Origin of the sequence: Rhodosalinus sp., from assembly GCF_041685465.1 — a bacterium.
Taxonomy (GTDB): domain Bacteria; phylum Pseudomonadota; class Alphaproteobacteria; order Rhodobacterales; family Rhodobacteraceae; genus Rhodosalinus.
This window is the reverse complement of the sequence record NZ_JAWLFS010000017.1, coordinates 1-21,706: the sequence shown is the minus strand read 5'-3', so window position 1 is coordinate 21,706 and position 21,706 is coordinate 1. Positions and strand designations below refer to the sequence as shown.

At 70.4% G+C, this 21,706-nt stretch carries 23 protein-coding genes; 10 read left to right on the top strand and 13 right to left on the bottom strand.

Annotated features, from left to right (window positions below):
* From ACESL7_RS02365 to ACESL7_RS02345, 5 genes are all read right to left on the bottom strand, one after another.
* Window positions 1-899, bottom strand: an 899-nt coding sequence (locus ACESL7_RS02365; RefSeq protein WP_372891069.1) for a DUF2927 domain-containing protein, incomplete at its 3' end; no start/stop codon positions are given.
* On the bottom strand, window positions 896-2,074 hold the full coding sequence (locus ACESL7_RS02360; RefSeq protein WP_372891071.1) for a toxic anion resistance protein: 1,179 nt from the start codon (window positions 2,072-2,074) through the stop codon (window positions 896-898). The genes ACESL7_RS02360 and ACESL7_RS02365, both read right to left, overlap by 4 nt.
* Window positions 2,075-2,085: 11 nt before the next feature.
* Window positions 2,086-3,000: a 5-bromo-4-chloroindolyl phosphate hydrolysis family protein gene (locus ACESL7_RS02355; RefSeq protein WP_372891067.1), complete on the bottom strand. Its 915-nt coding sequence runs from the start codon at window positions 2,998-3,000 to the stop codon at window positions 2,086-2,088.
* Window positions 3,000-3,209, bottom strand: coding sequence for a hypothetical protein (locus tag ACESL7_RS02350; protein WP_372891065.1), 210 nt, complete (start codon window positions 3,207-3,209; stop codon window positions 3,000-3,002). The genes ACESL7_RS02355 and ACESL7_RS02350 overlap by 1 nt, the downstream gene beginning before the upstream one ends.
* 55 nt (window positions 3,210-3,264) lie before the next feature.
* Window positions 3,265-4,119: a pseudouridine synthase gene (locus tag ACESL7_RS02345; RefSeq protein WP_372891063.1), complete on the bottom strand. Its 855-nt coding sequence runs from the start codon at window positions 4,117-4,119 to the stop codon at window positions 3,265-3,267.
* A gap of 62 nt (window positions 4,120-4,181) precedes the next feature.
* On the opposite strand from ACESL7_RS02345, the gene ACESL7_RS02340 reads away from it, so the two are divergent.
* Window positions 4,182-4,631 (top strand): nucleoside deaminase, encoded by a 450-nt coding sequence (locus ACESL7_RS02340; protein ID WP_372891061.1) that lies wholly within the window; start codon window positions 4,182-4,184, stop codon window positions 4,629-4,631.
* Between the two features lie 20 nt (window positions 4,632-4,651).
* Here ACESL7_RS02340 and ACESL7_RS02335 read toward each other — a convergent pair whose 3' ends face one another.
* Complete coding sequence (locus ACESL7_RS02335; RefSeq protein ID WP_372891059.1) at window positions 4,652-4,957, bottom strand: DUF6476 family protein; 306 nt, start codon at window positions 4,955-4,957, stop codon at window positions 4,652-4,654.
* Here ACESL7_RS02335 and ACESL7_RS02330 point away from each other — a divergent pair.
* The 4 genes from ACESL7_RS02330 (at window position 4,956) to ACESL7_RS02315 (ending at window position 8,768) form a co-directional block, all read left to right on the top strand.
* The gene (locus ACESL7_RS02330) at window positions 4,956-5,993 is read left to right on the top strand and encodes an RluA family pseudouridine synthase (protein WP_372891057.1); all 1,038 of its coding nucleotides are present in this window, start codon (window positions 4,956-4,958) and stop codon (window positions 5,991-5,993) included. The genes ACESL7_RS02335 and ACESL7_RS02330 overlap by 2 nt on opposite strands.
* On the top strand, window positions 5,990-7,432 hold the full coding sequence (gene cls / locus ACESL7_RS02325; protein ID WP_372891055.1) for a cardiolipin synthase: 1,443 nt from the start codon (window positions 5,990-5,992) through the stop codon (window positions 7,430-7,432). Before ACESL7_RS02330 ends, cls begins: the two co-directional genes overlap by 4 nt.
* 200 nt (window positions 7,433-7,632) lie before the next feature.
* Entirely contained in the window at window positions 7,633-8,529 is an 897-nt protein-coding gene (rpoH, locus tag ACESL7_RS02320) for an RNA polymerase sigma factor RpoH (protein ID WP_372891053.1), read from the top strand.
* On the top strand, window positions 8,526-8,768 hold the full coding sequence (locus ACESL7_RS02315) for a hypothetical protein (protein WP_372891051.1): 243 nt from the start codon (window positions 8,526-8,528) through the stop codon (window positions 8,766-8,768). The genes rpoH and ACESL7_RS02315 overlap by 4 nt, the downstream gene beginning before the upstream one ends.
* On the opposite strand, the gene phaZ is transcribed toward ACESL7_RS02315, so the two are convergent.
* Window positions 8,765-10,030: a polyhydroxyalkanoate depolymerase gene (gene phaZ / locus ACESL7_RS02310; protein WP_372891049.1), complete on the bottom strand. Its 1,266-nt coding sequence runs from the start codon at window positions 10,028-10,030 to the stop codon at window positions 8,765-8,767. The two genes, ACESL7_RS02315 and phaZ, sit on opposite strands and share 4 nt — an antisense overlap.
* Window positions 10,031-10,164: 134 nt before the next feature.
* Between phaZ and ACESL7_RS02305 the strand changes: the two genes are divergently transcribed.
* The 3 genes from ACESL7_RS02305 (at window position 10,165) to phaR (ending at window position 13,249) form a co-directional block, all read left to right on the top strand.
* Window positions 10,165-11,958, top strand: a complete 1,794-nt coding sequence (locus ACESL7_RS02305) for a PHA/PHB synthase family protein (RefSeq protein ID WP_372891047.1) — start codon at window positions 10,165-10,167, stop codon at window positions 11,956-11,958.
* A gap of 142 nt (window positions 11,959-12,100) precedes the next feature.
* Window positions 12,101-12,562 carry a phasin, PhaP gene (locus tag ACESL7_RS02300; protein ID WP_372891045.1) on the top strand — a complete coding sequence of 154 codons (462 nt, stop codon included), beginning with the start codon at window positions 12,101-12,103 and terminating at the stop codon, window positions 12,560-12,562.
* Between the two features lie 129 nt (window positions 12,563-12,691).
* Window positions 12,692-13,249, top strand: a complete 558-nt coding sequence (gene phaR / locus ACESL7_RS02295; protein ID WP_372891043.1) for a polyhydroxyalkanoate synthesis repressor PhaR — start codon at window positions 12,692-12,694, stop codon at window positions 13,247-13,249.
* Window positions 13,250-13,259: 10 nt separating this feature from the next.
* On the opposite strand, the gene ACESL7_RS02290 is transcribed toward phaR, so the two are convergent.
* The 5 genes from ACESL7_RS02290 to ACESL7_RS02270 all read right to left on the bottom strand — a co-directional run bounded on the left by ACESL7_RS02290 (window position 13,260) and on the right by ACESL7_RS02270 (window position 19,105).
* Window positions 13,260-14,447 (bottom strand): DegT/DnrJ/EryC1/StrS family aminotransferase, encoded by a 1,188-nt coding sequence (locus ACESL7_RS02290; RefSeq protein WP_372891041.1) that lies wholly within the window; start codon window positions 14,445-14,447, stop codon window positions 13,260-13,262.
* 116 nt (window positions 14,448-14,563) lie between these two features.
* The gene (locus ACESL7_RS02285; protein ID WP_372891039.1) at window positions 14,564-15,496 is read right to left on the bottom strand and encodes a glycosyltransferase family 2 protein; all 933 of its coding nucleotides are present in this window, start codon (window positions 15,494-15,496) and stop codon (window positions 14,564-14,566) included.
* A 10-nt stretch (window positions 15,497-15,506) separates the two neighbouring features.
* Complete coding sequence (locus tag ACESL7_RS02280) at window positions 15,507-16,286, bottom strand: hypothetical protein (RefSeq protein WP_372891037.1); 780 nt, start codon at window positions 16,284-16,286, stop codon at window positions 15,507-15,509.
* 97 nt (window positions 16,287-16,383) lie between these two features.
* Complete coding sequence (locus tag ACESL7_RS02275; protein WP_372891036.1) at window positions 16,384-17,991, bottom strand: peptide chain release factor 3; 1,608 nt, start codon at window positions 17,989-17,991, stop codon at window positions 16,384-16,386.
* 106 nt (window positions 17,992-18,097) lie between these two features.
* Window positions 18,098-19,105 carry a Hint domain-containing protein gene (locus ACESL7_RS02270; RefSeq protein ID WP_372891034.1) on the bottom strand — a complete coding sequence of 336 codons (1,008 nt, stop codon included), beginning with the start codon at window positions 19,103-19,105 and terminating at the stop codon, window positions 18,098-18,100.
* 149 nt (window positions 19,106-19,254) lie between these two features.
* On the opposite strand from ACESL7_RS02270, the gene ACESL7_RS02265 reads away from it, so the two are divergent.
* The gene (locus tag ACESL7_RS02265; RefSeq protein ID WP_372891033.1) at window positions 19,255-20,034 is read left to right on the top strand and encodes an SDR family oxidoreductase; all 780 of its coding nucleotides are present in this window, start codon (window positions 19,255-19,257) and stop codon (window positions 20,032-20,034) included.
* A gap of 95 nt (window positions 20,035-20,129) precedes the next feature.
* Window positions 20,130-21,221, top strand: a complete 1,092-nt coding sequence (locus ACESL7_RS02260; protein ID WP_372891031.1) for an ABC transporter ATP-binding protein — start codon at window positions 20,130-20,132, stop codon at window positions 21,219-21,221.
* An 8-nt stretch (window positions 21,222-21,229) separates the two neighbouring features.
* Here ACESL7_RS02260 and ACESL7_RS02255 read toward each other — a convergent pair.
* Window positions 21,230-21,706: HRDC domain-containing protein (locus tag ACESL7_RS02255; RefSeq protein WP_372891029.1), on the bottom strand; the 477-nt coding region annotated here is incomplete at its 5' end.

Sequence of the window (21,706 nt, the reverse complement as noted above, 5' to 3'; positions counted from 1 at the left end):
GTCATCCCCGGCCGCAGGCGCGGATCGTAGAGCATCCGCAGAAGCATCTCGTCGTGGCTCGTCAGCAGCGCGAACTCGTCGTCGTCGTTGAAGATCGAGGGTCGCGCGCGCGGGCTGTCGTTGGCGAGGCCGAGACCCTGCGCCACCTCCTCGTGGATGCATGCGCTCCGCATCAGGTCGGGATGCTCGGCCCGGATGAAGGCGATGGCCTGATCGTAGCGCTGCCCCCCCGGCTCATCCGAGAAGGCGAGCACGAGACAGTGGATCCCCCGCGGCATGTCGCGGAAGATATCCAGCGCCGTGGCGTCGATGTTGGGCACCAGGGCGCGAATGCGCCGGATCGTCTGAGCGCGGTCGTCCTCGCCCATGAACAGGACGTGGAAATTCGCCGCATCCCCCTCGGTGTAGGTGATCGGATGCCGGGTCACCCGCGCGAGCCGCGCGACGAACCCCCGAAGCTCGTTCGTGTCCCGCGTGCGCTGCGCGGGCGGGACGCTGGCGCCGAACTCGGCCGTGACGCGCACGGGGCCCGGCCACCGCTTGAGCCGTCCCGGCGTGCGGGACGCGCGCCGCAACCCGGCGCCGCGCACGTATTCCTCGTAGAAGGCGATGCGCTCGAAGTTCGTCAGCAGATCCTGGGTCGAGTAACGGGTGTCCGGTCCGCCGCCATCGGTGCGCAGCAGCCCCCGCGCCAGCAGGTCGTCCTCGAGACGCGCGTAGTGCGTGGCGAGCGCGCGGCTCTGCCCCGAGCGCGCGTCGGGGGCCGCATCGGCGGGCGCCGCGGCCTCTGGCGTCTCGGGGCGGGCGGTCTCCGGCGGCGCCACGTCGGGGGGCGCGACCTCGCAGGCGGCCAGCAGTGCCAGCGCCGGCGCGAAGGAGAGGGCGCGCCGCGCGATCATTCCGACGACGCCTCTGCCGCGCCCCGGCTCTTCGCGGCGGACAGCGTCTCGCGCAGCTCCGCCTCCATCTTCTGAAGTTCGGTCTCGGCCTCGGCGCGCTTCGCCTTGCCCTCGTCGGCGATCTGCAGGCTCTCCCGGATCGTCGCGATGAGCTCGTCATTGGCCGTCTTGACCGCCTCGACGTCGAACACGCCGCGTTCCATCTCGTGGCGGATCGCGCGGTTGCTCTCGCGCAGCGTCTCCGCGTTCGAGGTCAGAAGGTCGTTCGTCAGGTCGCTCGCCTCCTTCACGGCCGCCGCGGCCTCGGCCGAGCGCTGGATCGTCACCGCCTGCGCGAGCTGCGTCTCCCAGAGCGGCACGGTGTTGACGAGCGTCGAGTTGATCTTGGTCACGAGGCTCTTGTCGTTCTCCTGCACCAGCCGGATCGAGGGGAGCGACTGCATCGTGACCTGCCGCGTGAGCTTCAGGTCGTGCACCCGGCGCTCCAGATCGTCGCGCGCCGCGCGCAGGTCACGCAGCTCCTGCGCGGCCATCACCTGCGCGTCGGGGGCGGCGGCCGCGACCGCGCGTTCCTTCGCGGGGATGTCCTCTGCGTCGAGCGCGCGCAGCTTCGCCTCTCCCGCGGCGATGTAGAGCGCGAGTTCGTCGTAGAAGGCGAGCGTCTTCTCGTAGAGGTGGTCGAGCGACTTGATGTCCTTCAGCAGCCGATGCTCGTGACGCAGGAGGTTGTCGGTGATGCGGTCGATCTGGCCCTGCACCTCCTCGTAGCGCGCGGTGAACCGTGCGAAGGGCGCGGCGCGACCGGTGAGCCGCTCCCAGAAGGTGCGGTCGCGTCGCACGTCGAGTTCGGAGACGGAGAAGCCGCGGATCGTCGTGACGATGTCGCGCAGCGAATCGCCCGCCGGCCCCACGTCCTTGTTGCGCACGTCGGCGAGCATCGACTGGCTGATTTCCTGCAGCTCCGCCTGCGCCGTCGAACCGAAGGAGACGATGGAGTTCGTGTCGCGGAGGTCGATCTCCTCCATCCGGCGGCGAATTTCGGCCGACGTCGCTGGATCGGCCTTCTCGAGCGGCGTGACGGCCTCTGCCGCACCGGGCTCGGGCAGCGTCACGGCGGTCGCCTCGTCCACGAGGCCCGTGGCCTCGCGGGCCTCGGCGCGTACCTTGTCCGACATCTCGGGTGTCCTCATTCGTCGCTGTCCTCGGTCCGCAGTCCCTCGCGCTTGAGGCGGTCGCGCAGCACCTCGATCTCGACGTTCAGGTCGGTGCGGTCGTTCTGCAAGAGTTTCCGCGTGCGGGCCGCGAAATTCTCTTCCAGATCGTCGAGAAGCGCCATGTAGTCCTGCCGTGCGGCGGTCGACCCGCCGCGTCCCGCGATCTCGGCGTATTTCGCCGTCGCGTCGCGCGCACCGGTCAGATAGACCGACAGGAAGCGCCGAGCCGAGGTCAGGTCGCGCGGGTCGGCCTCGACTGTGCGGAACAGCTCCTGCGCGGCGGTCTCGAAGCGCGCCACCCGCTCCTCGAGCGGGCGGTCGCCGATCCGTGCGGCGGTGCGGCGGATCTCCGCGAGCCGGGCCTCCGCCTCCTCGACAGCGCGGGCGACGCGGTCCTGCTGGAACTCGTCCACGCCGGCTACGCCCTTGTCCGAGAGCGGGTCGATCCCGAAGGCCGTGGCGTGCAGCGCCGCGGCGATCACGCCGTAGAGCACCGCACCGAGCGGATCGGTTCCCGAGACGGCGGCGGCGACAATGGTGCCGGCGCCTGTCAGGGCGCTCGCCGCGAGCTTGCGGGGCAGCGCGGGGCGGCGCGCCACCGTGCGGTCGTGATAGGCGGCCTCGGCCCTCAGCCCCTCGCGCGTGAGCCATGCGGCGAGCGCCCAGAGCCCCGCGCCGATCAGCCCGAGGGCCAGCCGCTCCGGCCCGCCGCCGAGCGCCACGAACGCCAGCACGGCGGCGGGGAGATAGAGAAAATTGACGCGCGCCCCCGCGGGGTCGATGCGGAAGCGCGTCGGCGCGGTCGAGAGGCGGTGCGCGGCCGCGCGCGCCTCCGCATCCTCGGGCGGGGGGTCGGGGCTGTATTTGCTGCCGTAGCGCTCTGCCATCACTCGGGCCCCAGCCAGCCGGCCGCGGTGCCCAGCATGACCGCCATCAGCAGCACATAGGCGACCCGCTGCACCGCGTTGAGCCGTCCGCCGGGCCGGCCCATGGCACGCCCGGTCCGCTCGCCCGTCTCGGAGATCAGCGAGACGGCGATGGCGGCCGCGGCCGTCAGCACCGCGGCGAGCAGCAGGGCGATGATCAGTCGCGACACGAAACGGCCCCTTGGTCTGCGTCGGGGCCAACATAGGCAATCGCCGGCCGCCTAGCTAGGTGCGCCCCGAGCCGCGGCCGCCGTTGCCGCCGTTGCCGCGCCGGGGGGGCGCGCTCCGTCGCCGGGCGCGCGCGGGTTTCACGGATTTCTCCGGGGCCCCCGCGGCCTCGGGGGCAAGGCCGAGCTGGTCGCGCAGGATGCGCGGCTTGACCTCCTCGACCGCGCCGGGCTTCAGCTCGCCGAGCTGGAAGGGCCCGTAGCTCACCCGGATCAGGCGGTTCACCGGCAGGCCGACCGCCTCGAGCGCGCGGCGGACCTCGCGGTTGCGGCCCTCTTGCAGCGAGATCGTGAGCCAGGCGTTCGCGCCCGTCTGCCGGTCGATGCGCACGGTCATCGGCTGGAACCGCTCGCCCTCGAGCGTCAGCCCCGCACGGATCGGTGCCAGCGTGTCCTCGGTGGGCCGGCCCTTCACCCGCGCGCGGTACCGGCGGGTCCAGCCGGTCGCGGGCAGCTCGAGCCGCCGCTTCACCGCGCCGTCGTTGGTCAGCAGCAGCAGCCCCTCGGAGTTGAGGTCGAGCCGGCCCACGCTCATCACCCGCGGCATGCCCTCGGGCAGCTCGTCGAAGACGGTGGGGCGGCCCTGTTCGTCCTTCGTGGTGGTCACGAGGCCCGCGGGCTTGTGATAGAGCCAGAGGCGCACGGGCTCGGGCGCCCCGATCTCGCGCCCGTCGACGGTGATGCGGTCGCGGTCCGTGACGTTGAGCGCGGCGCGCTCGATGCGCTTTCCGTTCACGCTGACCCGCCCCTCGGTGATCAGGCGCTCGGCCTCGCGCCGGCTGGCGACGCCCGCGCGGGCGAGCACCTTGGCGATGCGCTCGCCCTCGGGGGATGTGGGGCTCTTGCCACTCATGGCCCGGCTCTAGGCGCCGCGCGCCCCTTGCGCAAGCGCCGCCTGCCTCGCTAATGGCCGGAATGGCGTTTCGCACGCATATGGACGCCGCGCTCGCCGAGGCGCGCGCTGCCGCCGCGCGCGGCGAGGTGCCGGTGGGCGCGGTGGTCGCGGACCCGGCGGGGCACATCGTCGCGCGGGCGGGCAACCGCACGCGCGCGTTGTCCGACCCATCCGCGCATGCCGAGATCCTCGCCCTGCGCGCCGCCTGCGCGGCGGCCGGGTCCGAGCGGCTGCCGGGGCATTCCCTTTACGTCACGCTGGAGCCTTGCGCGATGTGCGCGCAGGCCATCGCCTTCGCCCGGATCGCGCGGCTCTATTACGGCGCGGCGGACGAGAAATCGGGCGGCGTGGCCCACGGCGCGCGGGTCTTTTCCCACCCCCAGGCGCACCACCGGCCCGAGGTCTACCCCGGCCTCGCCGAGCGGGAGGCGGCGGAGCTGTTGCGCGCGTTCTTCGCCGGCCGCCGCTGAGCGACGGCGGGCGCGTCACGTCACTCGCCGGACGTCACCCGGACGGTCTGGCGCAGCGTGCCGGTCATCCGGTCGTAGATCAGGATGCGGTCGTCGTCGGTGACCACCGCGTACCAGCCGGGCCCCTGCGTCAGCGCCACCGCCGCGGCGCCGTCGGGAAGTTCGATCACCTGCGGCAGGGCAGGGCTGCGGTCGGCCAGGCGGATGACAAGCACGACGATCACGACTAGACAGCCGACGATCATGGTCGCTGTCAGCACCGTGACCAGCCGGCGCAGCCGCCTGAGCTGTGCGGGTTCCTGCTCCTCCCGAGGCGCTCCGTCCATGACCGAAGAGATCCTCCGCTTCCATCTCGGCGCCGATCCGCCGTCCCGCCTTGATAAGGCGCTGGCGGCCCATGCGCCAGACGGGGCAAGGCTGTCGCGCTCCCGTCTGGCGCGGCTCCTCGCCGAGGGGGCGGTGCGGGTGGACGGCGTGCCGGCCCGCGATCCGGCCGCCCGCCCCATGCCGGGGGCGGCGGTCGAGATCGCCCTCGCGGTGCGCCCGCGCGACGACCTCGGGGCCGAGGCGATCCCGCTCTCCGTGCTCCACGAGGACGCGGATCTCATCGTGATCGACAAGCCCGCCGGCATGGCGGTGCATCCCGCGCCGGGCACGCCGGCGGGCACCCTGGTCAACGCGCTGATGTGGCACTGCGGCGGGAGCCTCTCGGGGATCGGCGGCGAGGAGCGGCCGGGCATCGTGCACCGCCTCGACAAGGACACGAGCGGCGTGCTCGTCGCCGCCAAGAGCGATCGCGCGCATGGCGCGCTGGCCGCGCAGTTCGCCACGCACAGTGTCGAGCGGCTTTACCGTGCCGTCGTTCACGGCGTGCCGGACGCGGCGGAGCCGCGGTTGATGGGGATTCCGGGCGTTTCGGACGAGCCGGCGGCCGTGCTCCGGATCGAGGCGCCGCTCGGACGCCACCCGCACGAGCGCAAGCGGCAGGCGGTTCGCAAGAGTGGCGGGCGTCGCGCGGTCACGCGCCTGCGCGTGGCCGAGACCTTCGGCACGCCGCCGGCGGCGGCGCTGGTGGACTGTTGGCTCGAGACCGGGCGCACGCACCAGATCCGCGTACATCTGGCGCATGTCGGCCACGGCCTGATCGGCGACCCGCTCTACGGCGGGCGCCGCCGGCTCGCGGCGCGCGCGCTGCCCGCGGGGGCGGCCGAGGGCGCCGCGGGCTTCCCGCGGCAGGCGCTCCATGCCGCGGTGCTCGGCTTCCGTCATCCGGTCAGCGGCGAGGAGATGCGCTTCACCGCGCCGCTGCCGCCGGACATGGAGGCCCTGATCGCGACGCTCCGCGGGGGCGGGGGGGGATGAACGGGACGGTGCTCTTCCTGTCGGCGGGCGCGCTCGTTTTCTTCGCCGCGCAGATCGCAACGCTCTTTCGCATCCTGTTGCGGGAGCGGCGCACGCCGGCGGCGCGGCTCGCCTGGATCATCTGCGTCGTCGCCTTGCCGGGTCTGGGCATCCTTCTCTATTTCCTCTTCGGCGAGGTCGACTTCGGCCGGCGCAAACTGCGTCAGCTCAAGACGATCGAGGCGCGTCTGCCGCGGGCGGTGCCCGGCGTGGTGCCGGTCGCGCATGCCGATCTGCCGGCCGCGCAGGCCTTCGGCCGGGCCGCGGCGTCGAACGGGTTCGCGCCGGTCGGCGGCAATCGGGCGACGCTCGCGGCCTCGTCGGAGGATTCGATCCGGCGGCTCGTGGCGGACATCGACGCGGCGACGGAAACCGTGCACCTCCTGTTCTACATCTGGCTGGAGGACACCAACGGCACGGCCGTGCTGGAGGCGGTGCGCCGCGCGGCCGGGCGCGGCGTGACCTGCCGGGTCATGGTGGACGCGCTGGGCTCGCGCAAGCTGACGCAGTCGCGCGCCTGGGCCGCGCTCGCCGAGGCCGGGGTGAAGACCGGGCTCGCCTTCGGCTTCCGCTTCGCGCTTCTGCACATGTTCTTTGCGCGGGTGGACATCCGCAACCACCGCAAGATCGCGGTGATCGACGGGCGCGTGGCCTATGTGGGCAGCCAGAACTGCGCAGACGCGGCCTTCCGGCCCAAGGCGCGATACGCGCCCTGGGTGGACGTGATGGCGCGTGTCGAGGGGCCGGTGGCCTGGCAGTTGCAGTGCCTTTTCGCGGAGGACTGGGAACTGCACGCGGGCGAGGATCTGCGCGATCTGCTCGCCGCGCCGGTCGCGCCCGTGCCCGGCGGCGCGGTGACGGCGGTGGCGATGGGGACGGGGCCGGACGACGCCTTCGCCGATGTGCCGGACACGGCGACGCTGCTCTTCGCCGCGGCGCGCGAGCGGCTCACGATCACCACGCCCTATTACGTGCCGAGCGAGACGGTACAGCAGGCGATCTGCGCTGCCGCCCTGCGCGGTGTCGCGGTGGACCTCGTCCTGCCGGGTCGAAACGACAGCGTCGTCGTGGGGCTGGCGAGCCGGAGCTACTTCCGCCAGCTTCTGATCGCCGGGGTGCGCATCCACGAATATCCCGGCGGCCTTCTGCATGCCAAGATCGTCAGCATCGACGGGCAGGCGGCGATGATCGGGTCGGCCAACCTCGACCGGCGGAGCTTCGAGCTCAACTTCGAGAACTCGCTCCTGGCCGCCGACGGGGACTTCGTCGGCGCGCTCGACGCGCGGCAGGCCGAGTACATCGCCAGCGCGCAGCGCGTCGCACCGGAGGAAGTGGCGGCGTGGTCGCAGGGGCGCCGCGCGCTGCAGAACCTGATGGCCACCATGGCGCCGCTGCTTTGAGCCCCGGGACGTAACATTTTCTCCCGTGCCTGCACGTCCGCGTGAAACCGCTGACATGCTGGCGGGTTTCCCTTTCGACGCCGCCCGCGGTGAGGCATCCCTGACACGGGGCGCCCCGGATGGCGGGCTTGAACTGAACCGAGCGGTTCACTATTTATGTTAAGCCCCGCAACATTGCGGGGACGCAGGAGAGGTCAGAAATGGCGAATTACGGGAATCTGCCGGCCCCGAGTCCCGAGCAGGGTCTCAACCGATATCTTCAGGAGATCCGGAAGTTTCCGCTTCTGGAACCGGAAGAGGAATACATGCTCGCCAAGCGCTGGGTGGAGGAGCAGGACACCGAGGCGGCGCACAGGCTGGTCACCTCGCACCTGCGCCTCGCGGCGAAGATCGCGATGGGCTACCGCGGTTACGGCCTGCCGACCTCCGAGGTGATCTCGGAGGCGAACGTCGGGCTGATGCAGGCGGTCAAGCGCTTCGACCCCGAGAAGGGCTTCCGCCTCGCCACCTACGCGATGTGGTGGATCCGCGCCTCGATCCAGGAATACATCCTTCGCTCATGGAGCCTCGTGAAACTGGGCACCACGTCGGCGCAGAAGAAACTCTTCTTCAACCTGCGCAAGGCCAAGGCGCGCATCGGCGCGCTGGAGGAGGGTGACCTGCGCCCGGAAGCGGTGCAGCGGATCGCCAAGGATCTCGGTGTGACCGAGAAAGAGGTGATCTCGATGAACCGGCGTCTGTCGGGCGGCGACGCCTCGCTCAACGCGCAGGTCGGCCAGGAGGGCGAGGGCTCGCTGCAGTGGCAGGACTGGCTCGAGGACGAGAGCGCCGACCAGGCGAGCGACTACGAGGCGCGCGACGAGCTCGACGCGCGGCGCGAGCTTCTGGCCGAGGCGATGGGCGTTCTGAACGAGCGCGAGCGCGACATCCTCACGCAGCGCCGGTTGACCGACGATCCGGTGACTCTCGAGGAGCTCTCGGGGCGCTACGACGTCAGCCGGGAGCGCATCCGTCAGATCGAGGTGCGCGCCTTCGAGAAGCTGCAGGAGCGGATGCAGGGTCTGGCGCGCGAAAAGGGCATGTACGCGCCGGCATGAGCTCCGGGCCATCGCGGCGGCCGCGCCGCCGCTGGCGGGCGCGCCTGCGTTACTGGCAGCGCTGCATCCGGCGCCGCCTGCCGCCCGGCACGCGATTACCCGTGGGGCTGTTGCTGATCGTGGGCGGCATCCTGGGGTTTCTGCCGGTACTCGGCTTCTGGATGATTCCGCTGGGTGTTATGGTCGCCGCGACGGACGTGCGGCCGCTCTGGCGCCGCCTGCGCGGCCGCCGCAGTTAGGCGACCTGCTCGGCGGCGGCGGGGGCGTGGGGACCGCTGTTCGCGTCGATGAAGTCGAGCACCAGGGGGCGTATGTTGTTGCGCCAGCTCTTGCCCGCGAAGATCCCGTAATGGCCGGCATCGGGTTCGAGGTGGCTGGCCTTCTTGTCGGCGGGCAGGCCGGTCAACAGGTCGAGCGCCGCGACGCACTGCCCCGGTGCCGAGATGTCGTCCTTCGCGCCCTCGACGGTCTTGACGGCGACATTGGTGATCTGGCCGATGTCCACCGGCTTGCCCGCGACGGTAAAGGCGTTCTCGGCGACTTCGCGGTTCTTGAAGATGCGCTCGACCGTCGAGAGGTAGAACTCCGCCGTCATGTCCATGACCGCGAGATATTCGTCGTAGAAGCGGTTGTGCGGGTCGTGGTCCGACGCCTCGCCCTTCGCCGCGCGGATGATCTGGTCGCGGAAAGCGCGCGAGTGCCGGTCGGCATTCATCGACATGAAGGACGAGAGCTGCAGGAGCCCGGGGTAGACCATGCGCCCGACGCCCTTGTACTTGAAGCCGACGCGCTGGATCAGCGTTTCCTCGAGCTGGCCCATGGTCACGCGGCGGCCGAAGTCGGTGACGTCGGTCGGCGTGGCGTCCGGGTCGATCGGCCCGCCGATGAGCGTCAGCGTGCGCGGCTGCGCCTCCGGGTCCTCGGCGGCGAGATGCGCGGTCGCCGCGAGCGCCAGCGGCGCCGGCTGGCAGACGGCGATCACATGCGTGTCCGGCCCGAGCTCGCGCAGGAAATCGACGAGGTAGAGGGTGTAGTCCTCCACGTCGAACTTGCCGCAGCTCACGGGAATGTCGCGGGCGTTGTGCCAGTCCGTCACGTAGACTTCGCAGTTGGGGATCAGGCTCTTGACCGTCGAGCGCAGGAGCGTGGCGTAGTGGCCGGACATCGGTGCGACGAGCAGGATCTTGCGCGGCTGTTCCGGGCGGCCGACCACGTTGAAGTGGACGAGATCGGCGAAGGGCTTCTCCATCACGGTCTCGACGCGCACGAGATGGTCGCGCCCGTCCGCGCAGGTGTGCGTGTGGATGCCCCAGTCGGGCTTGCAGACCATGCGCTCGAAGCTGCGCTCGGTCACCTCGCCCCAGGCGCCCATCCACTGGATCAGCGGATTGGGCGTCATCGAAAGCCAGGGATAGGCGGAGAGCGCCTTGGCGGTCGCACCGAGCCACTGGTTCGTGTTACGAACCGATTCCATGAAATCATAGGTCGCCATATAGCGCATCAGGGTCTCCTTTTCGTCCGCCGCTCCGGACACCGCAGCCCGAACATGCAGGCCACGACGCATATATCCTCGTTGCCCCGGCTCCCCCGGCAACCTACGCTGCACAGCAGCGACGATAAGTGGAATCCCGCAGCATGACAACCAATGACGTCTCCGAGATCGAACGCGCCGAGCGCATGCAGGAGAACCTCCAGCGGATCGAGGAGCTGACGCAGCGGCTGATCCGGGCGCTCGGCAGCAAGCCGCCGTCGAATCCGGGGCTCAGCACCCCGGGCGGGGATCTCTACGCCAAGGCCGCCGCGGCGTGGTGGGTCGAATGGATGCAGAACCCCGGCAAGCTCCTGGAACAGCAGATCGCCTGGTGGGGAAAGTCGCTGTCCCACTGGGTCGAGGCGCAGAAGCAGCTCGCGCACGGCCAGCTCGAGCCGCCCGAGGACGACACGCCCGAGGATCCGCGCTTCGCCAACCCGCTCTGGAAGACGCACCCCTATTTCAACTTCGTCAAGCAGCAGTACATGATCTACGCGCAGGCGGTGGACGACGCCGTGACCGCGATCGACGATCTCGACGAGACGGAAAAGCGGCGCTTGCGCTACTTCTCGCGCCAGATCGTCGAGATGATGGCGCCCACCAACTATTTCGGCACCAACCCGGATGTGCTGGAGAAGGCGATCGAGACCGAGGGCGAGAGCGTCGTGATGGGGCTCGAGAACCTTGTCGCGGATCTGGAGGCCAACGAGGGCGAACTCGTCGTGCGCCTGGCCGACGAGCGCGCCTTCAAGGTGGGCGAGAACATCGGCACGTCGCCGGGCAAGGTCGTCTACCGCAACCGGATGATGGAGCTCATCCAGTACGCCCCCGCGACCGAGCAGCAGCGCGAGACGCCGCTGCTGATCTTCCCGCCGTGGATCAACAAGTTCTACATCCTCGACCTGAAAGCGAAGAACAGCCTCGTCAAGTGGCTGACCGAACAGGGCTACACGCTCTACATGGTCAGCTGGGTCAATCCCGGTCCCTCCTATGCCGAGGTCGGCATGGAGGACTACATCGACGAGGGATTCCTGACCGCGATTCGCGAAGTGAAGGCGATGACCGGACAGGAGCGCATCAACGTCGTGGGCTACTGCATCGCCGGCACGACGCTGGCGCTGACGCTGTCGCTCATGAAGAAGCGCGGCGACAAGTCGATCAAATCCGCGACCTTTTTCACCGCGCTCACCGATTTTTCCGACCAGGGGGAGTTCACGCCCTTCCTGCAGGACGATTTCGTGGACGCGATCGAGGGCGAGGCGCGCGACGCCGGCGTGCTGCCGAGCCAGGTCATGGCGCGCACCTTCTCCTTCCTCCGGTCGCGGGATCTGGTCTACGGGCCGGCGATCCGCAGCTACATGATGGGCGAGACGCCGCCGGCCTTCGACCTGCTCTACTGGAACGGGGACGGGGCGAACCTGCCGGCGAAGATGGCGATCCAGTACCTGCGCCGCCTCTGTCAGGACAACGCCTTCGCCGAGGAGGGCATCGAGCTCTTCGGCGAGCGGCTGCATCTGCGCGACGTGGACGTGCCGCTCTGTTCCGTGGCCTGCGAGACCGACCACATCGCCGCCTGGAAGGATTGTTACCGCGGCGTGCAGGGGATGGGCAGCCGGTCCCGCACCTTCATCCTGTCGCAGTCGGGCCATATCGCCGGTGTCGTCAATCCGCCGACCAAGAAGAAGTACGGCCATTACACGAATGCCGCCCTGTCGCTCGATCACGACGCATGGCGCGAGACGGCGGAGTTCCACGAGGGCTCGTGGTGGCCGCGCTGGGACGCGTGGCTCGCGAAGCGGTCGGGCAAGTGGGTGCCGGCCCGCGAGCCGGGTGATTCGGAGCATCCGCCGCTCGACGATGCCCCCGGCACCTATGTCGTCGCGCCGCCAACGGATTGACCTTGCGGCATTTTTCGGGAAAATGCTGCACTGCAGCAATTTGATCTTGAAATGCTGCACTGCAGCATGCATATTCTCCTCAGCACCGACGCCGGGATGGCCGGCTCCGGATCGCTCCAAAGTACCAGAGAGGATTTAGACAATGGCCACCGCCAAGACCGCCACCCCCGACATGACCCAGATGATGAAGGACATGATGTCCGCGTTCCCCGTGGACACGTCCTCGATGGAAAGCAGCTTCAAGACCGCCGCGACGCTGAACGAGAAGCTCAGCCACGTGGCGATCGAAGCCGCCGAGAAGTCCGCCGAGCTTCAGACGAAGTGGATGAAGGACGTGCTCGCCAAGATGGGCGACATGACCAAGGCCAAGTCCGAGCCGGCCGACTACGCCAAGGCGATGACCGACTTCGCTTCCGCGCAGGCCGAGGTCACCGCCGAGCACATGGCGGCCTATGCCGAGATCGCCAAGAAGGTTCAGATGGACACCGTCGAACTGATGATGGCCGCAGGCAAGGACATGTCCGAGGACGCCTCGGCCGCCATGAAGAAGGCGACCGCCGACGCGACGACGGCGGCCAAGAAGGCCTCGACCGCCGCCAAGTAAGGCGCGGGCGCCGCTCGGCGGCGCGACCGGTATGCGAGGGGCGGGGGCGCTGCGGCGCGCCCGCCCTTTCATTTCGCTCCGGCGTCAACTACGTTTCCGGAACGATGTCGCATACCGGGAGGGAAGCGCGTGGCCGAGACGGAAAAGCCGCTGCTTATCAAGCGCTACGCGAGCCGCCGGCTCTACAACACCGAGACGAGCGATTACGTCACGCTCGAGGATATCGCCGGCTTCATCCGGGGCGGGCGCGAGGTGCAGATCGTCGATCTGAAATCCGGCGACGACCTCACGCGGCAGTATCTCCTCCAGATCATCGCAGAGCACGAATCGAAGGGCGAGAACGTCCTGCCGGTGAACGTGCTCAACGATCTCGTGCGCAGCTACACCGACAGCGCGCAGTCGATGGTGCCGCAATTCCTCTCCATGTCCTTCGAGATGCTGCGCGACAGCCAGACGAAGATGATGGAGAACATGGAAAAGATGAACCCGATGAGCGCCGTGCCCGGCTACGAAGCCGTGCGCGCCCAGCAGGAGGCCTTCCTCAAGGCCATGACCGGGGGCGGTGTCGGCGGGCTGTCCGGCCCGCAGCCCGAGACGCGCGCCGGGGAGAGCGACGAGACGAAGGAGCTCGAGGAGATGCGCCGCCAGCTCGCCGAGATGAAGGCGAAGCTCGACAAGCTGACGTGAGGACCGGGGCTCAGGCCCCCGCCGCCTCTTCCGCCGCACCGACCAGCGCCTCCGCGATCGCGTCGAGTTCGGCCGTTTCAAGCCGCGCGGGCAGACGCACGTCGCAGGCGACCTCCAGCATCGCGCGCGTGCGCGGCAGCTCCACCCGCTCCGGCAGGAACTCCCAGTTCCAGAAGGCGCGCGCGTTGTCGCGGCTCATCCCGAAGATCTGCACCTTCACGCCGCGCGCGGCGGCGGCCTCGGCGAAGGCGGCGCGCTGGTCCCGCGTCAGGCCGACCAGGTTGAACTGGATCGAATCCGGCGCGCGCGCCTCGCCGGGCAGGGGCGCCGGCACCTCCATCCAGGGCGATGCGTTCAGCGCCGCGGCGACGCGGTCATGGCCCGCGCGCCCGTCGCGCACCCGGCGCGGCACCTCCGCGAGCTGCGGCCGGATCACCGCCGCCGAGAGGTTCGACATCCGCATGTTGTAGAGCGGCAGGCGGTTCTGCCAGGTCTCGAAGGGCGCCTGCAGCGCGCCGTGCTTCTTCCAGTTGTGCTCGTAGGCGCCGGACATGATGACCGCGCGGGCGATCAGATCGGCGTCGTCGGTCACGAGCATGCCGCCCTCGCCGCCGTTCACCAGCTTGTAGCTCTGGAAGCTGAAGGCGCCGACGCGCCCGATCGTGCCGATCCGGCGCCCGTGCCAGAGCGTGCCGAGCGAATGCGCCGCATCCTCGATCACCGGCAGGTCGTGCGCCGCGGCGAGCTCCATGATCCGGTCCATGTCGCTGGTGTGGCCGCGCATGTGGCTGATCATCACCGCGTCCACCCCGGGCAGCTTCGCGGCGAAATCCTCGAGGTCGAGGCGATAGTCCATCCCCACCTCGCAGAGCACGGGCACGCAGCCCGCGTGCACGATGGCCGAGGGCACGGCGGCGAAGGTGAAACCCGGGATCGCCACCCGCGCGCCCCGCGGCAGGCCGAGCGCCTCGAGCGACAGGAACAGCGCGGCCGAACAGCTCGACACGGCGAGCGCGAAGCGCGTGCCCATCATCTCGGCGAACTCGCGCTCCAGCAGCGCCACCGGCGCGTCCTCCGGCGCGGTGTAGCGGAAGAGATCGCCGGACAGCAGCAGCCGTTCGATCTCGGCCCGCGCGGCCTCGGGGATGGGCTCGGCCTGATGCGTGTCGGGCATCGCGGGCGTGAGGTGGTCTTTCATTTCGATTTCCTTAATCGGACTTGCGGAAATTCTAAATCAAGCCACCCCCGAAGGCAAAGCCGGACGCGCATCATGGTCGGAAAATCACGTCGCTGTTGCGCAACGGCCGCGCGGGTTCAGTCCGGGAAATGGCGCCGGCGCCTGTCCTCGAGCGCGAGGTCGCAGCGGTGCAGGAGCCCCTCGGCGTCGAGCCGTGCGAGGAGCGCCGGACGGGCCACCGCCACCGCCTCGAAGAGCGCGCGCAGCCCGGCCTCTCCCTCCTCGGCCTCGATCCGGCGAAAGAGCTTATGCAGATTGAGCGCCCCCCCGGCCTGCGGGCGCAGCTCGGCGCGGTAGGAGCCCTGCGCGAGGCGGTAGCGATAATGCGCGCGGAACGCCTCCCACGAGGGCGCGTGGAGGTGGCAGAGCCGCACGTCGGAGAGCTCCCGCAGGCCCGGGTTCTCGGTCTCCCCCGCGAAGGCGTTGTGGATCTTCAGTTTCAGCCCGTGGCCCGGACGCACGAAGAGCTTGCCCTGCACATGGCTCAGGAACCCGCCGGGCAGATGCGCGGCCCACCGGCCATAGATGCGCTTGGCGGCACGCTCCCGCGCCGCGCGGTCGGCGGGCGCGGCCTTGAAGTGCACGGGCGGCCCGCCCGCCGGATCGGCCAGCGCCTCGACCGGCCGGACGCGCGCGGTCAGACAGTCGGCCGGCAGGGCGGCGAGCCGCGCGCCGAGGTCGCCCTCGGGCCAGAGGAATTCGTCCACGTCGACATGCGCGAGCCAGTCGCACTCCGCCCGGCGGTTCAGCGCGTGGCGCGCGTTCACGAACTGCCGCGACTGGTGCTTCTCGGGCCGGCCCTTGCGCTTCGCCCACCAGGCGTCGTCGGTGCGCACCACCCGCACCTTCGGATGCGCCGCGAGCCGGGCCTGCGCCTCCGGCGCGTCGGCGTCGAGGTAGAGGTAGAGGCGGTGCGCGCCGAGGTCGAGGTGATGCGCCGCGAAGCGCAGGATCGCAGCGTCCGGCGCCTTGATCGTGGCGATCACGCCCCATGTCGCGCTGGCGCTCATTCCGGGGCGCTCATCCGGGGGTGCGCGCGCGGGCGGCGCGGCGGGCCTTGCGCATGCGCATCCGGCGCAGCCGCCGGAACACCGTGCGCCGGTCGTGCATCGCCCGGTCCAGCAGGTTGTGCGCGAGCGGCCGGATCACCGCGTCGCCCTCGGCAAGACGCCAGAGCCGGCCGAGGAGGTTCACGTCGAGCCCGCCGGACTCGAGCGAATACGGGTCCATCTCGAGCGGCAGCGGCGCCCGGCTGCGGCCGCGCAGGCGAAAGCTCATGCCCGGGTCGAAGCCGGAATAGCGCCGCTCGCTCTCGTAGAGCTTCATCATGGCGAAGAGCGTGGAGAGCGATTCGCCCACCATGCGCTGCGTCTCGGTCGCGCCGTGCTCGCCGAAGGTGGTGAGCGCCGAGACCTGCCAGCGCAGGTTCAACTCCGCCAGCAGGTGGTCGCTCTCCTCGGCCCAGAGCCGGACGAAAAGCGGGGCCGTCTGCGGCGGCTGCGCCCGCTTGCGCAGATGCGCGACGAGCAGCCCGTGCAGGCAGGCAAGCTCCGAGCGCCCGGCGAGTTCCTCGCGCAGCGCGAGAAACTTGCGCCGGTTCGGCGAGGCGAGGGCGGCGCGGCGCTCCGGGTCGTCGGCGGGCGGCGGGACGCGCGCGGCCTTGAGCGCCGCGAGATCGGTATCGCGCGGCGGCAGCGCCTCGCCCGCGGCGAAATCGAGCGGCGCGCGCCGCGCCTCCATCTCTTCGAGCACGGCGTCGATGCCGCCGGGATAGGTGCACCGCTCTTCGCTGTCGCTCATCGCTGCGCCTCTGCTGCCGCGCCGGGGATGCCGGGGCGGTGTGACGACATGATGGCGGGGGCGGGGCGTTGCGCCAAGACCGCCGCGCGGGCGTGGCTCAGACCTGCATTTCCTTGGTGTCGGTGAGCGTCAGGTCGGGCCAGTCGCGCTCCACCCGGTCGATGTCCCATTGCAGCCGGGTGAGATAGACCATGTCGCCGTCGTTGTCGGTCGCCATGTGCTGCTTGTTGGCGGTGGCGAAGCGCTCGAGTGCCGCCTTGTCGCCCGCGACCCAGCGGGCGGAGGTGAACTGCGTCGGCTCGAAGCGCACGGGCAGGCCGTATTCCATCTCGATCCGGCTGGCGAGGACGTCGAACTGAAGCTGCCCGACGACGCCCACGATGAAGCCCGAGCCGATCACCGGCTTGAAGACCTTGGCCGCGCCCTCCTCTGCGAACTGCATCAGCGCCTTCTCGAGGTGCTTGGCCTTCATCGGGTCGCCCGCCCGCGCGGCCTGCAGAAGCTCGGGTGCGAAGGAGGGGATGCCGGTGACGCGCAGGGCCTCGCCCTCGGTCAGCGTGTCGCCGATGCGCAGCTGGCCGTGGTTCGGGATGCCGATGATGTCGCCGGCCCAGGCCTCTTCCGCGAGCTCCCGGTCGGAGGCGAGGAAGAGCACCGGCGCAGAGACGGTCATCGGCTTCTTCGAGCGGACGTGGGTGAGCTTCATGCCGCGCTTGAAGTGCCCCGAGGCGAGGCGGACGAAGGCCACGCGGTCGCGGTGCTTGGGGTCCATGTTGGCCTGCACCTTGAAGACGAAGCCCGCAACCTTGCCCTCCTCGGGGGCGATCTGGCGCGGCTCGGCGCGTGCCGGCTGCGGCTCGGGGGCATAGGTGCCGATGCCCTCCATCAGTTCCTTGACGCCGAAGGAATTGATCGCGGAGCCGAACCAGATCGGCGTGAGGTGGCCTTCCTGCACCGCCTTCAGGTCGAGGGGCGGCATCAGTTCGCGCGCCATCTCGACCTCCTCGCGGAGTTTCTCGAGCAGTTGGGGCGGCACGTTCTCGGCGAGCTTCGGGTCGTCGAGGCCGTTGATCTCGATCGATTCGGCGACGCGGTTGCGGTCCGCGCGGTCCATGAGCTCCAGCCGGTCGTGCAGGAGATCATAGCAGCCGAGGAAGTCCTGCCCCATCCCGATCGGCCAGCTGGCCGGGGTCACGTCGATGGCGAGGTTTTCCTGGATCTCGTCCACGATCTCGAAGCTGTCGCGGCTCTCGCGGTCCATCTTGTTGCAGAAGGTCAGGATCGGCAGGTCGCGCAGGCGGCAGACCTCGAAAAGCTTGCGCGTCTGGCTCTCGACGCCCTTGGCGCCGTCGATCACCATGATCGCGGCATCGACCGCGGTGAGCGTGCGGTAGGTGTCCTCCGAGAAGTCGGAGTGACCCGGCGTGTCCACGAGGTTGAAGCGGAAGTCCTTGTAGTCGAAGGACATGGCCGAGGCAGAGACGGAGATGCCGCGGTCCTTCTCCATCTGCATGTAGTCGGAGCGCGTGCGCCGCGCCTCGCCCTTGGCGCGCACCTGTCCGGCCATCTGGATCGCGCCGCCGTAGAGCAGGAACTTCTCGGTCAGCGTCGTCTTGCCCGCATCGGGGTGCGAGATGATGGCGAAGGTGCGCCTGCGGGCGATCTCGGCCGGCAGGTCGGGGCGATTGGCGCGCGCGTCGAGCATGAGCGGCGATATAGGGAAGGGGCGGTGCCTGCGCAATCGGCACGGACGGCGGGACGGCGCTGTTTCGCTGGCGCGAAAGGCGCCCCGCCCGCCGTCCCGCCGCGCCTCAGCGCGCCGAGGCGCGGCGCAGGCGTTCGACCGCGTCGGGGCGGCGCATGAGCCCCTCGCGCACCTCGTAGCCCTGATGCAGCGCCCTGCCGTGCTCCGTCAGGCGGGGACCGAGGGCGTGTGCCGTCGGCTCCGGCAGGACCGGGCGGGTGCGGTCGTCGATCAGCAGCGACTCGGCCGCGATCCCCTCCGCGTAGATGATCTGATGCCGGTCGAAGAGAAGCTGGAAGTAATCGACGAACCCGCCATGCCGGGCGCGCACGGTCGTCCCGTTCACCAGATGGCGCGCGCGCACGAGCACCTCGGCCCGGCCCGCGCCGAGCGCGTCGGCGCGCTGCCAGACGAAGAGGCGGTGATCGGGGCTCACCACCAGATCGCCGGCGTTGTTGAGCGCGCCTTCCCGGATCACGATGGGGGCGAAGGCGCCCACCGCGCGCACCGTCGTCTGCCCGATCCAGCGCACCGGCTGCGGACCGTCGTCGCGGGTGAGCACCCGGTCGCCGGGGCGCAGCGCCTCGATCGGGGCCTGTGCCCCCGACGACAGCGTGATCCGCGTGCCGCGCGCGAAGGAGACGCAGCCCACTTCGGCGAAGCGGCGGCGCGCGCCCTCCCGGTCGACGGCGACGAGCGTGTAGCCCGCGCGGGGCGCCATCTCCGCCAGCGGGTGCAGATAGACGCCCGCCACGCAGCCCGCGCCGTCGAGTTCGACGAGCACCAGCCCCTCGAGCGTGTGGCCGTCCGCGCCCATGAAGGTCAGGCGGCAGTCGAGATGCAGCGGTGCGCCGGGCCGGCCGAGCGCCGAGCCCGCGGCCACCGCGAAATCGGTCTGCGCCGCGGTCTCGACGGCGAGGCGGGCAGGCGAGGCGTCAGCCGCGAGTTCGTAAACGTCGTCCGGGGTCAGATCATCGGCCACGCCCAGCGGGTCGCCGCGGTTCGTGCCGTGTGCGACGCGGAACCGGTCGGCGGCGTGAACGAGAAGCTGCAGCGGCGGTCGATCGGCGGTCATCGGGCGAATCGTGTCCTGCTGTGAAAAGCGACGGTAACGCGCTCTGCCTGCGCCGGGAATATGGCGTGAGTGCGGAGCGGTGGCGGCCTTCGACTGGCGCCGCTGCGACGGCGGTGCTAGGCCTTCCGAAATCGATGAGGGAGGGTGCGATGGATCTGGGTATCTCCGCCAAGCGGGCGCTGGTCTGCGCGTCGAGCAAGGGACTGGGGCGCGGCTGCGCCGAGGCGCTCGCGGCGGCGGGCGTCGATCTGGTGATGAACGCGCGCGGCGCGGAAGCGCTGGAGCGCGCGGCGCGCGAGATCCGCGAGGCGCATGGCGTCACGGTCACGCCGGTCGCTGCGGACATCACGACGGAGGATGGCCGCGCGCAGGTGCTGGAGGCCGCCGACGGCGTGGACATCCTCGTGACCAACGCGGGCGGGCCGCCGCCGGGCGTCTGGTCCGACTGGGAGCGGGAGGATTTCATCCGCGCGCTCGACGCCAACATGCTGGCGCCGATCGCGCTGATGACGGCGCTTCTGCCCGGCATGATGGAGCGCGGCTGGGGCAGGGTGGTCAACATCACCTCGCAGTCGGTGAAGGCCCCGATCCCGCAACTCGGTCTCTCGAACGCGGCGCGCACCGGGCTCACGGGCTACGTCGCCGGGACCGCGCGGCAGGTGGCCGAGGCCGGCGTGACGATCAACAACCTCCTGCCCGGCATCCACGCGACCGACCGGGCCGACGCGCTCGACGCCGGCGTGGCCGAGCGCGAGGGGATCACGATGGAAGAGGCGCGCGCGCGGCGCGAGGCGAGCATCCCGGTGCGCCGCTACGGCACGGCGGAGGAGTTCGGCGCCGCCTGCGCCTTCCTCTGCTCGGTGCACGCCGGCTTCGTCGTGGGGCAGAACCTGCTCCTCGACGGCGGCGCGACCAACTTCACCATCTGAGGCTTCGCCGCCCCCGCCTTGCGGCGGCGGGGGCGGGTTGCTATCTGCGCCGGAGACCGAGCGTTTCGCTCGGAAAACTCCCGGAAGGCTTCCCGTTGCGACCCGACACGCCCCGCCTCGAGATCCGCGACCTCGTGCGCAGCTACGGTGGCCGGCGTGTCGTCGACGACGTCTCGCTCTCGATCCAGCCGGGGCAGGTGACCTGCCTGCTCGGTCCCTCGGGCTGCGGCAAGTCGACGACGCTGCGGATCATTGCGGGCGTCGAGATGCAGGACGCGGGCGAGATCCATGTCGACGGCAACCTGATCTGCGACACCGCCTTCCGCATCCCGCCCGAGCGGCGCTCCATCGGGCTGATGTTCCAGGACTTCGCGCTCTTCCCGCATCTGACGGTGGCCGACAACGTGGCCTTCGGGCTCTCGGGGGCGAAGGCTGCGCGGCGCGCGCGGGCGATGGAGCTGCTGGAGCGCGTGAGCCTCGCGCATTACGCCGACGACTATCCGCACGCGCTTTCCGGGGGCGAGCAGCAGCGCGTGGCGCTCGCCCGCGCGCTCGCGCCGAAGCCGCGGATCATGCTGATGGACGAGCCCTTTTCCGGTCTCGACAACCGCCTCCGCGACGGCATCCGCGACGAGACGCTGACCCTCCTGAAGGAGGTGGACACCGCCGTGCTGCTCGTCACCCACGAGCCGCAGGAGGCGATGCGCATGGCCGACGAGATCGCGCTGATGCGCGACGGGCGCATCGTGCAGCAGGGCGCGCCCTACAACATCTACAACTCCCCGGTGGACAAGGCCGCGGTCGCCTTCTTCAGCGACATCAACGTGATCCGCGGCACGGTGAACGGCGCATTGACCGAGACGCCCTTCGGCCGCTTCCTCGCGCCGGGGGTGCCGGACGGCGCGGAGGTGGACATCGTCTTTCGTCCGCAGCACGTCGGCATCGACTTCGACCGCAACGGGCATGGCCCCAGTCCGACCGCGCGCGAGGGTGTCGCGGCGCGCGGCATCGTCGAGCGTGCGCGCTTCCTCGGCAACGAGAGCCTCGTGGAATTCCGGATGGATTTCGACGGCTCGACGCTGAGGGCGACCGTGCCCAACGTCTTCCTGCCGAAGCCCGGGACGCCGCTCTGGCTGACCGTGCGGCGCGACCGCTGCTTCGTCTTTCCGGCGCGCGGCGGGGTCTGAGGCGCGCCTCAGGCGCCGTCGATCTCGATCACGTCCACCTGACGGCCCTTCGCGGCGAGCGCCACCTCGCCCTCGCAGAGGCGGAGCGCGTCGGCGCCGAAGACCTCGCGCCGCCAGCCGGTCAGCGCGGCGACGTCGCGGGCGCCGGCGGCGATCGCGTCGAGATCGGCCGCCGAGGCGATCAGTTTCGACGCGACGTCGGCCTGGTCCGACTTCGCCTTGAGCAGCACGCGCAGCAGATCGGCGAGCGCCGGGTTGGGCTGGCCCTTGTCGCGCGCGCGGCCGGGGCGGGGCAGCTCCTCCTCGGGGCAGGTCAGCCCGGCGTCGACGGCGGCGAGAATGCCCTCCGCGATCTCGCCCTTGCGCGCCTCGCGCAGAAGGAGGCGCAGGCGCGAGAGCTCTTTCATGTCGCCCGGCTTGCTGGAGGCGATCTCCAGAAGCGCGTCGTCCTTGAAGACGCGGGTGCGCGGGATGTCGCGGCGCTG